Origin of the sequence: Paenibacillus alginolyticus DSM 5050 = NBRC 15375 (assembly GCF_000422905.1) — a bacterium.
In the GTDB taxonomy this organism is placed as follows: Bacteria; Bacillota; Bacilli; order Paenibacillales; family NBRC-103111; genus Paenibacillus_E; species Paenibacillus_E alginolyticus.
In genome coordinates this window covers 38,236-53,159 of record NZ_AUGY01000057.1, presented here as the reverse complement: position 1 = coordinate 53,159, position 14,924 = coordinate 38,236, and the positions used below count along the sequence as shown (strand labels likewise).

The 14,924-nt window shown below is 44.7% G+C and carries 15 protein-coding genes; 5 read left to right on the top strand and 10 right to left on the bottom strand.

Features of this window, described 5'->3' with window-relative positions; genetic code table 11:
* Positions 1-239: transposase (locus G519_RS47755; RefSeq protein WP_154669607.1), on the bottom strand; the 239-nt coding region annotated here is incomplete at its 3' end.
* Between the two features lie 239 nt (positions 240-478).
* Between G519_RS47755 and G519_RS0123715 the strand changes: the two genes are divergently transcribed.
* The 5 genes from G519_RS0123715 to G519_RS0123695 all read left to right on the top strand — a co-directional run bounded on the left by G519_RS0123715 (position 479) and on the right by G519_RS0123695 (position 7,185).
* Positions 479-1,441 carry a carbohydrate ABC transporter permease gene (locus tag G519_RS0123715; protein WP_029196814.1) on the top strand — a complete coding sequence of 321 codons (963 nt, stop codon included), beginning with the start codon at positions 479-481 and terminating at the stop codon, positions 1,439-1,441.
* On the top strand, positions 1,438-2,289 hold the full coding sequence (locus G519_RS0123710) for a carbohydrate ABC transporter permease (protein WP_051253626.1): 852 nt from the start codon (positions 1,438-1,440) through the stop codon (positions 2,287-2,289). Before G519_RS0123715 ends, G519_RS0123710 begins: the two co-directional genes overlap by 4 nt.
* A gap of 81 nt (positions 2,290-2,370) precedes the next feature.
* Positions 2,371-4,128, top strand: a complete 1,758-nt coding sequence (locus tag G519_RS0123705) for a sensor histidine kinase (protein ID WP_029196812.1) — start codon at positions 2,371-2,373, stop codon at positions 4,126-4,128.
* Positions 4,106-5,722, top strand: coding sequence for a response regulator transcription factor (locus tag G519_RS0123700; protein WP_029196811.1), 1,617 nt, complete (start codon positions 4,106-4,108; stop codon positions 5,720-5,722). Before G519_RS0123705 ends, G519_RS0123700 begins: the two co-directional genes overlap by 23 nt.
* A 146-nt stretch (positions 5,723-5,868) precedes the next feature.
* Complete coding sequence (locus G519_RS0123695) at positions 5,869-7,185, top strand: ABC transporter substrate-binding protein (protein WP_051253625.1); 1,317 nt, start codon at positions 5,869-5,871, stop codon at positions 7,183-7,185.
* Positions 7,186-7,647: 462 nt separating this feature from the next.
* Here G519_RS0123695 and G519_RS50435 read toward each other — a convergent pair whose 3' ends face one another.
* The 9 genes from G519_RS50435 to G519_RS0123645 all read right to left on the bottom strand — a co-directional run bounded on the left by G519_RS50435 (position 7,648) and on the right by G519_RS0123645 (position 14,850).
* Complete coding sequence (locus G519_RS50435; protein WP_154669606.1) at positions 7,648-7,803, bottom strand: hypothetical protein; 156 nt, start codon at positions 7,801-7,803, stop codon at positions 7,648-7,650.
* 193 nt (positions 7,804-7,996) lie between these two features.
* On the bottom strand, positions 7,997-8,197 hold the full coding sequence (locus tag G519_RS0123680) for a cold-shock protein (RefSeq protein ID WP_028555213.1): 201 nt from the start codon (positions 8,195-8,197) through the stop codon (positions 7,997-7,999).
* 175 nt (positions 8,198-8,372) lie between these two features.
* On the bottom strand, positions 8,373-8,585 hold the full coding sequence (locus G519_RS51085; protein ID WP_029196808.1) for a helix-turn-helix domain-containing protein: 213 nt from the start codon (positions 8,583-8,585) through the stop codon (positions 8,373-8,375).
* Between the two features lie 13 nt (positions 8,586-8,598).
* Positions 8,599-9,000, bottom strand: coding sequence for a pyrophosphohydrolase domain-containing protein (locus tag G519_RS0123670; protein WP_029196807.1), 402 nt, complete (start codon positions 8,998-9,000; stop codon positions 8,599-8,601).
* Between the two features lie 227 nt (positions 9,001-9,227).
* Positions 9,228-9,767, bottom strand: a complete 540-nt coding sequence (locus G519_RS0123665) for a C40 family peptidase (RefSeq protein WP_029196806.1) — start codon at positions 9,765-9,767, stop codon at positions 9,228-9,230.
* 162 nt (positions 9,768-9,929) lie between these two features.
* A complete protein-coding gene (locus tag G519_RS0123660; RefSeq protein WP_029196805.1) occupies positions 9,930-11,126 on the bottom strand; it encodes a response regulator in 1,197 nt (398 codons plus the stop codon).
* 3 nt (positions 11,127-11,129) lie between these two features.
* Positions 11,130-12,977, bottom strand: coding sequence for a sensor histidine kinase (locus tag G519_RS0123655; protein WP_029196804.1), 1,848 nt, complete (start codon positions 12,975-12,977; stop codon positions 11,130-11,132).
* A gap of 83 nt (positions 12,978-13,060) precedes the next feature.
* Positions 13,061-13,942, bottom strand: a complete 882-nt coding sequence (locus G519_RS0123650) for a carbohydrate ABC transporter permease (protein ID WP_029196803.1) — start codon at positions 13,940-13,942, stop codon at positions 13,061-13,063.
* 17 nt (positions 13,943-13,959) lie between these two features.
* Positions 13,960-14,850: a carbohydrate ABC transporter permease gene (locus G519_RS0123645; RefSeq protein WP_029196802.1), complete on the bottom strand. Its 891-nt coding sequence runs from the start codon at positions 14,848-14,850 to the stop codon at positions 13,960-13,962.
* Between the last annotated feature and the right edge of the window lie 74 nt (positions 14,851-14,924).

Below are 14,924 nucleotides of genomic sequence, written 5' to 3'. Positions count from 1 at the left end.
TACCGTATTGAAAATCGTGCGAGGACGTCCTGTAAGAGGTGTAGTTGTCTTCTCTGATCATACCTTAAAGGCCTCTCCGTTAAGCCATTCTTCACCCATACCTTCAATTGAGTACAGTTTCTAATGTCTAACTTTTCAGCTACCCTTCTATAGCTGGATGATCCCTTCATGTATTCCTGAACGGCAGCTAACTTAAATTCCTCCGTATACTGATTAAATGTTTGTCCTTTTTTAGCCATAGAAATATCCCCTCCAAGTTGTACTCATTTCCTTATGGTACCATAAGGTTTTTTTTGAGTGTCTACTTAAAGGGGGTAAGACCATTTTGGTGTTTTGACTGGGTTTTTGTTTATTAGATCTCAGAAACCAATTTGTTCGATTGTGAATGAATTGTGTTCATTACTCTCATTTTTCGGGGGAGCAATTCCTTTTATACTAAACATAAAGGTGTTATTGAAATGAAAGGCGGTTTTTCCGGATGAAGCCTGAAACTACCATTGCTCACCAAAAGCTTTCCTCACGCAAAAAAACAACAGCATTCACTCTGAAAGGACGCTGGGAATCGCCCATAGCTGGGTATCTCTTTATTTCCCCGTGGTTACTTGGATTTCTGCTGTTAACCTTATGGCCGATGGTTCAATCGATGTATTACTCTTTTACTAAATATACGTTGTTAGATGCGCCAGAGTGGATTGGCCTAAGAAACTATGAGCGTATTTTTGCAGATGATGAAATGTTTCGTCAATCATTGAAAATAACGATACTTTTCGTCGTTTTATCCGTGCCCATCAAGCTCTTCAGCGCCTTAATGGTTGCGATGGTGCTTAATAAGAAAATAAAAGGGATTTCTGTTTACCGAACGTTCATCTATTTGCCTTCATTAATAGGGAGCAGCATTGCTGTAGCTATTCTTTGGCAAAACATTTTCGGTATCAACGGTTTTATCAATCGATTTTTAAGTTATTTCGGTATTGAGGGAATCAGTTGGATCAGCAATCCAAGTACGGCTTTAGGCACTTTAATTATTCTGGTTGCTTGGCAGTTTGGTTCTTCGATGGTTATATTTCTAGCCGGATTAAAACAAATACCTGCCGAGTTATACGAGGCTTCCTCCGTGGATGGCGCATCTAAAGTCAGACAGTTTGTCAGTATTACCTTACCTATGTTGTCGCCTGTACTATTGTTTAATCTCGTGCTGCAGACGATCGGTTCCTTTCAAATGTTTACGCAAGCTTTCATCATTACAAAAGGCGGACCCATTAACTCCACGTACATGTACGCTTTATACCTATATGATCGCGCCTTTTCTAGATATGAGATGGGTTATGCTTCCGCTCTGGCTTGGATACTCCTTGTGGTGATTGCGATCGTAACGGCTTTAATTTTCGCCTCATCCCGTTACTGGGTATTCTATGAAACCGAAGGAGCGAGAAGAAAATGAGAAACCATCTGTCTGGAGTACGGACTTTTCGAACGCATTTCTTATTAGCGCTTTTTAGTCTAATCATGATATATCCCATGCTATGGTGGGTAGGAGCTGCCTTTAAATCGAACGCGGAGATGAGCTCACCCAGCTTCTTTCCTACGGAGTGGTTATGGAGCAACTTCAGCCAAGGGTGGGTAGCCATTCCTAAGTTTACTTTTACTCATTTTTATCTGAATACCTTTGAACTGATTGCTGGAGTTCTTGTAACGTCTATTATTTCCTGCAGCTTGGTTGCTTTTGGTTTCGCTCGATTGGATTTTCCGTTGAAAAATTTCTGGTTTTCCATTCTGATGGTCACCCTGATGCTGCCAAGTCAAGTGACACTAGTTCCACAGTACATCATGTTTAACACTTGGGGTTGGATCAATACGTATCTGCCTTTCTATGTTCCACATGCCCTAGCAGGCGGTATCGGAGGACCCTTCTTTATCTTCCTATTGGTGCAGTTTATACGCGGGATTCCGCGGGAGCTCGATGAATCGGCCAAAATGGACGGCTGCAGCTGGTTCGGCATTTACTTACGCATTGTGCTGCCCTTAACGAAACCGGCACTCGTAACAGTCGCCATTTATTGTTTCCTTTGGAATTGGGACGATTTCTTCGGACACTTGCTGTATATCAATTCTGTGAGCAAATACACCGTCGGTCTTGCCTTGAAGCTGTTCGTCGACAGCCAATCGGCGCTTCCGTGGGGACAATTGCTTGCCATGTCGCTCGTTTCAATTATTCCATCACTGATTCTCTTTTTTATGGCGCAGCGTCATTTTGTCGATGGCATTGCTTCGGGTGCAGTGAAAGGATAGAATAAATTAAATATCATGAAAAAGGTTGCTACCTGCAGCCTTTTTTCCACTTTTATTGGAAGTAAATGAGGAGGAACTGCTGTGTTTAACTTATTCAAGCGCGTTCGCATCGGCCGCCTGTTCTTTGGAAGCTTCGCCGCGTTCATTGCCGTGCTGCTGCTCATTTCCTCCTGGATCAGCTACAGCCTAACTTCACGCGAATTAGCTGACAATACCGCCAACTATCAGCAGGATCTATTAAATGAACTGAATAAGCGCCTGGCGACTCAGTTGAATTCGATTGAGCAGATGTCTAATGCAGCCTCTAGAAATATCGATATTATCGGGTATGATCCTCTGGAGAGTGACTTATTTGAGCGAAACAAACGCAAAGTAGATTTGAGTAATCTTCTTGCTAGCATTACGTACAGTACGACAATGGTACAATCCATTTATTTATATATTGATCGTCCGTTTGTAACAGATGCTCAGGGACCCATTCGCGTTTATGATTGGCAGAAATTGAAGGACGAGGATTGGTTTTTGGACATCCAAAATAATGATTTTGCCTGGGTAAAAGAACGTACGATTCAGACCAATACAGGCTCGCTAGCGGTTACTGGCTTTGCAAGAAAGCTTTACAATAACTCAGGTATCTATTACGGCTTGCTCTTGCTCAATGTGAAATCATCCGAGATTCAGAATTTGATTCGAGGTGAAACGGAGGGAAGAAGCAGACTGTTAATTGATGCTGGCGGCAGAACCATTGCTGCCATTGGCGATCCCAACTTACAAGAGAGTGAGCTGGAGAAGATTAGACTGAAGGAGAAGTCCGGAAGTGTTCATTTAACAGCCAAACCACAAAATGAATCCTTACTCGTTTGGAGTAAATCCCCTTCGAACTGGACACTAATTGAGGTGACACCATGGAAGAGCATTGTCAATGGCAGTATTCGATTAGCGCTGATTCTCTTAACCGTTGGCTTATCCGCCATTTTTATCGCTTCCTTTTTCACATTCTTTATATCCAGACAATTCACCAACCCCATTCGACTTTTGGTTGCTTTTATGAATAAGCTTCCTGATCGGGGTCTTGTTTCGGACTTGCCTACGGACTATACCAATGAGTTTGGCAATTTATTTAACGGTTATCGGAAACAAATGGAACGAATTGATGAACTATTAATCTCATTGAAAGCTCAGCACAAACGTCAACGCGAAGCCGAAATTAAGGCGCTGCAAGCCATGATTAATCCCCATTTTCTGTACAACACATTAGATCAATTAAACTGGTTAGCTATTGATTCCGGTCAAACGAAAATCAGCAAGATCCTCTCCTTAATGGGTAAAATGTTTCGCATCGGCCTCTCCAATGGTGAAACATTGATTCCCATCGCAGACGAAATCACGCATATCGAATGTTATTTGCAAATACAGCAAATTCGTTGGGGCGATCGCTTGGCATTCACCATCTCTGTCGATGAAACAGCCAAAGACCTCTATGTACCGAGACTAACCCTGCAGCCTTTTATCGAAAATGCGATTATTCACGGTTTCCACGGGCGCAAGAAAGGCGAAATCCGCGTGAATGTGCAGCTGCTAGGGCAAGACATTCAATTTCAAGTTTGGGATGATGGCGTTGGGCTGCGACCCGACTGGGATCAACCGAAGGCAAGGAAAACTGGCGGTTATGGCTTGCGAAATGTGAAAGAACGCATTGAGGCTTATTTCGGGCCTCCTTATGGGGTCCATATTACAAGTACGGAAGGCAGGGGCACCGAAGTCACTATTCTACTGCCGCAAATCCAAAATAAAGAAGAAGTCGAGGAGAGGTATCATGTGGAAAATACTCATTATTGATGACGACTTTCAAGTGTTGGAAGGTATGAAGAAGGCGATTCCCTGGGAGTCCATTGACGCCGTATTAGTTGGTGAAGCGAGTGATGGCGCTGAGGGTCTAAAGATGGTCCGACAAACTCAGCCGGATATCGTGATTACGGATATTTACATGCCTGTGATGAACGGGCTAGAAATGATTGAGAAACTCCGCGAGAATAACTTTCCCGGTGAGCTGATAATCCTAAGTGGCTACGCCGACTTCCAGTATGCACGGCAGGCTCTGAGGCTGCAGGTGAGCGACTATTTGTCCAAGCCCGTGACCATTGAAGAGCTGGGGGCTGTTCTGGCCAAAGTCATTAAAGAACTGGAAACGAAAGAACTGAAAAAAATAGAGCAAGAAGAAGTCAAAAGAAGGCTGATGATGTATGAACCCTTTGTCCAGCAAGAATGGTTGAAGTCGGTCATGACCGGCACCTTTAATGAAACGATTGCCGTGGAAAGCATTCTGCTATCTGAACAAGCCTACTGGCTGCAAAGAAACCACGTCGTGATGGGTATAGAGCTGATGAGTACTGTTCGCACGGCTAACCTATCGCTAATCGATTGGAACTTGTTTCGCTTTGCATTAGCCAATATTATTCGAGAAATCTTGGCCGAAGATTGGCCGGAGTCCGACTTTATTGAGCTTCACAGCCATCATGCTGCGATTATGTTTCATGTTGAGCGTTCGAGCGTGACAGCTGATGCGATGCGTCGGATTCAGTTGATTGGCGAGCGTATCACGGACTGTGTGCTTACTTACCTTCGGCTAACGATCCGCTTGGGGCTAGGTCAAATGAAGGAATCCTGGCAGGAAATATCGGACTCCACCGAGGAAGCCTTTCTAGATTTATTACAAATGTCCAACATCCCGCAACTTAAAGGAGATCAGCTATCTACCGTTCCATCCGAGAAAGAACTGGCTATTCGTCCAATTAAGTTTTATCAAGAGCTTGCGGAAGCAATTGTCTATTCCAAAGAAGAAACCGCTGCACAGATTGTGGAAGCTTATATCAATCGCTTGCAAAGCATGTCAACCATAACTCCGGCTTACTTGCAGTATTTATGTACAGAGCTGTGGACCATCTTTGCTTATTCCTTATATAGCGTAGGTATTGTGCTTGATGAGCTGTTTCCTGGAATGAAGCTGCAGTCGGAAATTATTCAAATCCAAACACCCGAACAATTGCAGCAATGGTTGCGAGGAAAAATTCATATTATTGCTACCAGCCGACATTGGAACGAGAATTCCAAACATAAAGAAGCGGTTGATTTCATGATTCAATATGCACATGATCACTATGCCGAAGAGATCAGCTTGGAAGATATGTCGAAGCAGCTTTATTTGTCTCGCAATTATTTGAATCAAATATTCAAGAAAGCAACCGGCGAAACCTTTACGAACTACGTCATCCAAGTACGAATGAAGAAGGCACAAGCCCTTCTAGCCGAAGGCAAATATTTGATTTATGAGATATCCGAAAAAGTCGGCTATAAAAACGTCCCTTATTTTAGCTCAATTTTCAAAAAATATAATGGCATTAGCCCGAGTGAAGTAAGTAAGAGTGGATTATAACGCGGAAGGTACCTATTCGTCGTCCTGTTATGAGCCATATTGTGATCAATAGTGAAAGAAGTGTGTTCATTACTCTCCTTTTTCTTCTTTTCAGTTGTCCTATAATTAACTTGTAAAGATAATGAGGTAGTGAAAGGGGATTTTCAATGAAAGTGCAGATGAGAAAATGGAGCATGCTCTCGATGACTGCCATGATAGCGCTGTCCCTAAGTGCATGTGGTTCCGGAAATACACCAAGTACTACGGGAAGCAGCCCTGCAGCAACAGCAGCACCCGCGGCTACAACCTCCCAGCCTGTTAAGCTTCGCATTGTTTGGTGGGGTTCACAGGCAAGGCACGACGCTACATTAAAAGCACTAGATGCGTATACAAAGAAACATCCGAATGTGACCTTTGAGCCAGAATTTTCTGGGTTTGATGGTTATGCGGATAAGCTGGCTACCCAAGCTGCAGCTAAAAATGCTCCGGACATTATCCAAATGGATCCGGCATGGCTTGCCGAGTATGCAGGCAGAAACCAGTTGGCGGACTTATCCAAAGGCATTCGTACCGAAGATATCGACAAATCGCTCGTGGATTCAGGGAAATTTAAAGATAAGCTTTATGCCATCGCGCTTGGCAATAATGCAACTGGCATGATCTACAATAAGAATGCCGTTGATAAATTAGGGATTACGCCTCCTAAAAATGGTTGGACATGGGACGAATACTTCCAATTCGGTAAAGACGCTAAAGCCAAGCTTGAGAAAGACAAATATGTGCTGATGGATGCGACATCCGATTATACCACGTATTCCGCCTATCAAATTAGTCAGGGCAAAGGCTACCCGATTACCGAGGACGGCAAATTTAACTTCGATAAAGATACGTGGCTGACCTTCGTTAAGAAATATGCGGAGCTGAGAACAGCCGGGGTCATTCCTCCCGCAGAAATCGCTAGCACAGACAAAGAGTCTGATGCTAAGCTCGACTTGATGAACAATGACAGCGTATTGATGAAACGTACTTTCGCCGCGCTATTCCCAGGCTACGAGGGTGTAAAACCAGGTGCTTACTCACTTGTTGCTCAGCCGAAAGGGCCAAAGTCTAGCGGTTGGCTGAAGCCTTCCATGTTCTGGTCAGTGAGTGCTGATTCCAAGTATGCCGAAGAATCCAAGAAATTCATCGACTGGTTCGTGAATGATAGCGAAGCCGCAGACATCCTAACGACAACAAGAGGCGTGCCGGTTTCCAAGAAAATGCTTGATTACCTAACACCTAAGTTAACACCTGCTGATAAATTGCAAATTGAACTCATTAAAAATGTTGCTCCTGACGCTCAACCTTTCAATGCTGGAGCTAAGGGCTGGAGTAACTATACAGCTAAAGATTATAAGAGTATCGGTGAAAAAGTGATGTTCGGCAAAATAACGCCTGAAGCTGCTTATGATGAGCTTGTGAAAAAGGCGAAGGATTATCAATAAAAGCCAGATTAAATGCAAAGAGAACCCAAAAAAGGTCAGGGATGTACGCCCAGTCCTCTTTTGGGTTCTCTTTGCTAAAGCCTTACCATTTATCATCATTTAAGGAACGCTATAACCCTCTAATGGAATCATCGGCTTAAAGTATCCTTTAATGCAATTAGGATTAATAACACATATTTGGATATGATTCTTTTCCATAAAACTTGCCCCAGGATAAAGTTCATTCCCTTCAAAAAATACTCCTCGAACAGAATCATACTGTTTAAGACCCATCTCACGATTAAATTCGTGAACTGATTGAATAACAGCACAATCCAAAAATCGCAGAAGTAAATCTTGGCTCTCATTTCCACGTCCATTTTTATGGACAGGCATCGGCGTACTGATGCATCAAAATCCTATCGGCAATCGATTGATCACATCCATGGAAGCCAAGTACGAAATTAGGCAAATTAGAGTACATCATCGTTCTTGGTATTGGGGCATTAATTTACCATCGTTATCAACAATACCGGCTTTGGTTAAGAAGTCCAAAGACCTTTCACGCGGCTCCTCAATAATCTTCTTAATATACTCATCAAGAATTTCAATATATTTATTATGTTCAGTGACCGTCATTGTCATCACCTCGACTATTAATAATCGAATTATAACACAGAACAACTCGTGCTCCCAATAGTTGTTTACCTCTCTGCTCAATAGAGTCTTGCCAAAAAAATAATACACCAATGGAGTAGGACGCAAAAAAGAACGACCCTCAACATAAAGTTGAGAGGCCGTTCTTAGAGAATGCTATTTGTGCAAGCTAAGCTTACAGTTTTACAACGTTCTCAGCTTGTGGTCCGCGGTTGCCTTGAACTACGTTGAACTCAACGCGTTGGCCTTCGTCCAAAGATTTGAAACCTTCGCCAGTGATTGCGGAGAAATGTACGAATACATCGTTGCCGCCTTCAACTTCGATAAAGCCAAATCCTTTTTCTGCGTTAAACCATTTTACTGTTCCTACTGCCATGGGTAATACCTCCAAAGTTTTATTAACATGTCTTTTTTCTTGTTTCGAACAAAAAAATTACACATTGGAAAAGGTTTCATTAACTTAATGATAACCCTTTGCAATACGCAATTCAGGTTGAATCTTTAAGACTTAACATTACTTTACCACACAATATCATGTAATGCAATTACCCCTAGAAGGGATTTCTTGCTAAAGATAAGAACTCTTCCCTGTCCTCTATTTTCAAGGCAATAGCCAGTGCTAATGCGACATCTTTCGACGGCTCGATTCGACCATTTTCGATAGAATTAAGGATGGAATAGCTGATTCCTGCCTTCTCTCCGAGCTTACGGAGAGTTAGATTTTGCTGTTGTCTGAGCTCTTTTAATTTCGTGTGAAACGCCACTGCTGCGCCCTCCTCAGCCATTTTGGTTGCCTTGCTGTCTGCGAATTTCGGCTTTAATTTTGTCGAATGGGTCCTGCCAATGAGGGGGCTTAATTGTTTTGCCGGTCTCATTTTTATGAACTTGTCCATCGGGCCATACCTTGGACATATTTGCATGCTGAACAATATCAAAAATCGGTCCAGGCTCCACTCCCATTTCAACCAACGTACCTAGGACAAAATATAACTCATCGATCATCGCATCCACTTCGTCTTCCAGTGTGACTGCTTCTTTGAACTCCTGGAGCTCCTCTTGCATCCAAGCTAGACGAGCAGCTTTGCGGCTGTCAGAAAGGCGCTGTGGGGTTGTACCTACTGGATGTTCAAACGTTTCATGAAACTTTTTAACATCTTCAAATGCTTGTTTTAAGGTCATTTCGATTCTTCTGCTCCCTTGTAAACGGTTTTCTTTTATATACCATTTAAAAGTATGCTTGGTCAACATGAAGCCCTCACTTCGATTCACCTATTTGATAGGAGGATCGAGTGAGGGCTTCTAAAGGTAGGATTGACGTTAAGCGCGGAAAACGCGCTTATTGACTGCGACACGCGCGCGGCAAGCAGCTAAGGCGCAATTTTCCCGCCTTAGCTGCTTGTCCAATTTTACAAATGACGACCTGTAATGAATCTATCTTTCCAATATCCCGTATTCATATCGCGAATGACTACACCGGAGCTGGTCGTGTTGCTAATAAACTTACCATTGCCAACATAGATGCCAACGTGATTAATGCGGCCTGGTTTGCTAACACTAAAGAAAACGAGATCGCCTTTTTGTAATTGCGATTTATTTTTAACAGGAGTTCCTAACTTCGCTTGTGCACTTGATCCCCAAGGAATCGAAATGCCATTCTGTTTAAATACCATTTGCGTATAAGCAGAACAGTCTAAGAGTAAACGTTTCGTATCTCTTACGCCAAATACGTAGCGAACTTTACCTATATAAGATTGTGCTGTACGTACGATACTGTCTGCTTTGCTAGCACTAGTTGCGGTTGCGCTATAGGTTGCAGTTGCCGCGGGGGCAGCTGCTGCATGAGCGGACTGTGGACTAAGGAACATCGTTCCTGAAGTTAACAAGGAAAGGCTAAGGCTTATCCCCACTAACGATTTGCTAAGGCGGTTGTTTTTCAATGTTTGCATGACTTGACTTCCTCCTTCATGGATCGTGTTGTGATGGGCTTGTTTGCCCTGATTCCACCTTACCACACTACGATCACCCAATATTTACCTGAATTAGGAGAAAGTCACGCCACACCTAGCATTATCCGCCATTCTTAGAATTTCATGAGAATTTGATGAGCATCAGTCTCTTGACACAAATTTATCTGACTTATCCCCCGTATTCTCCTGGCGATATTCCGAAGGGGTTACACCGTACTTTTTGCGGAAAACTTGCGAGAAATGGCGCATGTCATGGTAGCCGATACGTTCAGCCACGTCAGCGAGCTTGAGCTTGGGATTCATCAGCAGCTGCTTAGCCTGCTCCAAACGAAGGTGAATAACATACTCCTTGAAGCCTTGACCCGTCTTTTGCTTAAAAAGCTGGCTAAAGTAAACCGAGTTTAGGTAAACGATCGAAGCGACCTTCTCTAGTGATAGATCAGCATGGTAATGCGTGCGGATATATTGCAAGGCGACGTCTATAGAGCGATCACTGCCGCTGGCATGATGCTCGTAGATTTGCGTCGTAGACGCTTGCCTCATACGCTGTACTTCCGCAGGCACCGCCTGAAAGCAGTCGATTAGCTCGGAGCTCATCATCTGGAAGGGCACCTTCAGGTACTTCACCAGATGGCTGCGCAGCTCATCAATCAGCAGGGTCAGGCTTCTGCCTTCGGGTAGCGTGACGAGACCTAGCAGGCTTTTGCTGTCGTGCACCGTCACGAAGCCCTTGCCGTAGCGCTCGATAAGCTCAAGCGTGACGTTCTCGATAATGAAATTTTCGAGGAAGACGGGCTTATCGGTCTCCATTTTAACCATGATAAGATGAAAATAAGGGTGCTGCTCCATGAAGGGGCCCATGTCGATGCGACCCGTGTCCAAGCCCTGCGCAAAGCGCTGGAAGACGGCTTCCTGCAAGTATTTGCGGTTAGCCTTCAACAGTTCAGCCTCTTCGGTCAGCTCCGTTTCACGCGTAATTTCTTCGCTTAGCTTGCTGATCATGTCAATCAAAACTTCTTTGCCGATCGGCTTAAGCAAATAGTCCTTTGCCCCTAGCCGCACAGCCTCCTGGGCGTAAGCAAACTCCGAATAGGCCGAAATGACAACCCATTTCACATGGGGGTGTCGGCTCCGAGACATATTCATAAACTCTAGTCCGGTCATGCCCGGCATCAAAATATCCGTGAGAACGATATGAATCGGATGGCTCCGCAGCAGCGTAACGGCTTGCTCTGCATTCGCAGCCAGATGAACCCGATACTCGGGGAAACGATTCTGCAGCGTACGCTGAATGCCCTCTCGTATGACCGTTTCATCATCTACGATGAGAATGTCCATGTTTTACATTCCTTTCCTAGGAAGCGGCATCGCGATGATGACCGTTGTTCCTTCCCCTTGATTACTATGAATACGGAGCCCATAGGCATCTCCGAACATTAACGCTATACGGCGGTGAACATTGGTGAGTCCAATGCCCCGCCTTGTTTTAACAGAAGGACCTGCCGCTTGGACGGAGCTTGCAGCTGTCTGCTGCTCCATTTTCATCGAAGCCACCAGGCCACCCGCTTCCGCTGTATCCGCGCGCAGCAGCTCCTGCATCTCCGTTAGTGTGCTCTCCTCGATGCCGACCCCATTATCCTGAATAATGATATGGAGCTCTTGCTCATGAACTTCCGTACGTACACGAAGAATACCCGGCTCACGGAGAGGCTCCAGCCCATATTTAACAGCGTTCTCGATGATCGGCTGCAAGGTCATTTTCGGTAGGATGACATCAAGGACATCAGGATCAATTTGTATGTCAGTACTAACTCTACCTTCCAAACGGCTTTCGATAATCGTGATGTAATGCCTCATTTGGTCCAGCTCCTGCCGCAGCGTCGTCTTCGACGCTTCCTGCCAGTCGCTGCTGTAGCGGAACATGTGAGACAGGGCTAAGATTACCTTGCCCAACCGGTCGTTCTCCCGCTCATCCAGCATCCAATAAATCATATCCAGTGTGTTGTAGAGGAAATGAGGGTTGACCTGCGATTGAAGGGCCTGCAGCTCCGCATTCTTCTCACTCATGGAAGAGAGCGTAATGCGCTCGATAAGCTCCTCCATTCGATTCACCATGCGGTTAAACGATGAAACCAACGAATTGATTTCCTCAAATGACTTCACCGTCACCGAGCCTTTGAAATTCCCCATCTCCACCTGCTTCATCTCGCGGATGAGCAGCTTGAGCGGCGAAGCGATGTTGCGGGAAATGAGACTTGCCAAAGCCGTAGACAAAATAACGAGTACTACAATAACTACGTACAAATACTCTCTTGTCTTCACGACCTCGGCGTTGATATCCCCTTTTGGAGTCAAACCAAGCACGGTCCAATCCGACATCTTCGCCTTCGCAGCGACGATAAGCTGATCCGTCCGATCATCGACGATGATCTCATCGGATTGAGGACGCGGAAGCCCGCTGAATGAAGGCGGAATGACCTTCTCTTCCGCGGTAGAGGCGATCATCCGATTCTCGCGGTCAACAATGTATACACGACTGTTCGGGCTTATCGTCACATTCGAAAGTGCAGCTAGTATCGGCTGCGGATTCGTCTCGATGAGCATGACGCCGATCACACGATGGTCTGTTAAATCGTACAGCTTGCGCCCGAATACGAACAACTGATCCTTCTGGAACCGATTGATCACAGAGCCTTGAAATAACCCGAGCCACACCATTTCTCCGGATGAGTCTTGCAGCTTCTGATACCACTCCGAGGACGAATAATTCGTATCGATGACACTATCGAATCCTCGCTCGTAGTTGTAGTTTTTACCCGCATTCGTGATGACATGAATCCCAACGATATCATCGCGTGAATAATAAATAGCGCCTAGAATATTCGTAATGGTTCGCTCATTGATGATACTAACCGCTTGATCCTTGTTCGTGTCCCGATCTTGAATAAGCCTCAGCATTTCATAATTGCTATTCAGAGATTTCGTGATACTGTCATAGCCTTGCAGCAGCAAATCAAATAAACCTACCGTTTGAGAAATATTTTTCTCCGCCAAATCACTAATTTTACTATGGATAATTTGCGTTGTTTTCTGATAATAGAGCACACTTAAAAGAAGCACGAGAACTAGCATGCAGGAGATAAATAGCAGAAATAGCCGGTTATGAATGGAGTGTAGGCCTCGTGTCACTTAGGTGTAGGTCCCCTTTCGTATTTGCTTCTTCCTATTTTATCACAGGCATCCCAAGAAACAGCAAAAAGAGAGGGGTGAAATTAACCCTTCACCGCTCCCGCTACCATACCTTTTGTAATTTTATCAGCTAACAAGAAATAGATAAGAATGACCGGCAGCGCGCCCAGCACAAGGAAGGCACCGATAGCCCCGTAATTAACCGAATATTGACTGACGAAGCTATTAACACCGAAAGGAAGCGTCTTAAGCCGCTCGGACGAAATGAAAGTCGCCGCGAGAATGTATTCATTCCAGATGCTAATGAAAGTTAAAATACAAACCGTCATCATCGGTGGAATCGAAATCGGTAAGATAATACTGCGGAAGATCCTGAAAACCCCCGCGCCATCCATGACAGCGGATTCCTCTATCTCACTCGGAATGGATTTCATAAATCCACTGAGGATAAAGACCGCAATCGGAGTCTGGAACGCTATATAAGGAAGAATGATCGAAAGATGAGTATTCAATGAGTGTAGATTTTTGAAAATAATCATCAACGGCAATAATGTTGCCTGCAGCGGCACCATCATCCCGATGAGGAAGATAACCATCACGATTTGACCGTATTTCCAACGGAATCGGGCGATAGCGAACGAGGTAAGAGAACTGAGCAGCAGGACGCTCACCATCGTAATTGAAGTGACGAATAAGCTGTTTTTCAAATATTGAAAATAGTGTCCCGCCTTGATAGCATCCGTGAAATTCTTCCATTGAAGCGTATGAGGGAGAGCGAAAAACTGGCCCGACAGGATTTCTTCATTACTTTTTAATGAGTAAATAGCTAGCCAAATCAGCGGATATACTTGCGTGACCACAAGTAGCGAAAGAAAAGCGATCACGATGATTTTGACGATAGAGAGGCGTTTGCGTCTCCGAATGGTTGCAGGCTTAGCCGAAGCTATTTCCCGTGCGGTCTGCATGGTAACACTCCCCTCCTTCATGAAAATCTTCTCTCTAGTCGGTTGAAAACCGCATTAATGATAACCGTTGCGATTAAGCACATGCCGACCAAGAAAGCCGCAATCGCGCTTCCGTACCCATATTTCATGGAGAGGAAGGACATGTTGTACATATGCGTGGAGATTACGTCTGTCGCGTGTGCCGGTCCCCCTGCGGTCATGACCATGACCATGTCGAACGCTTGCAGCGAGCCGATGAAGGCGAGGACGATCGATATTTTAAAAATCGGAATATTCATAGGGAAAGTAATATGCCAGTCGGCTTTAAGCCCCTCGGCTCCGTCAATCCGGGCTGCCTCATAGATATCAGCAGGGATGTTCTGAATACCGGTAAACTGGATCAGCGTATGGTAACCCAAGTACTGCCATAGGGCTACAAAATAAAGAGAATACATCGCAATCTTAGGATCTGTCAGCCACGATCTCGTCCAACCATGTAAATTGAGCATATCGAGCACTTGATTGAGCATGCCCCCCATCGCGGCGGGGTTATAGATGGTTTTCCACAATTGACCGATGATAACGACGGATAGAATAACAGGTAAAAAATAACTCGAAACGAGAAAATTCGGTTCTTTGATAAATCGGTTCAGGAGAATAGCTACACCTAAAGCGACCGGAATTTCGGCCATGGAAAATACAGCAAACATCAATGTACGGCGAACGGACGGCCAGAACACCGGGTCTGCGAATAGCAGAGTTTGAAAATTTTTGAAACCTACGAATGTCGAATCGCCAATTCCGTTCCAATCCAGCAAACCACTGTACAGAGACACGAGAATCGGGACGAAAACGAGACTCACATAGATCAGCAAACACGGTAATACAAACATGGCAATTGTCCACTTGGAGACTCTTAACACATTCACTTGGCTCGCCTCCTTCCTCACATATACCAATCGGAATCTACCTTCAGCCCATCAAGGCGCTCAAGATAAATTCC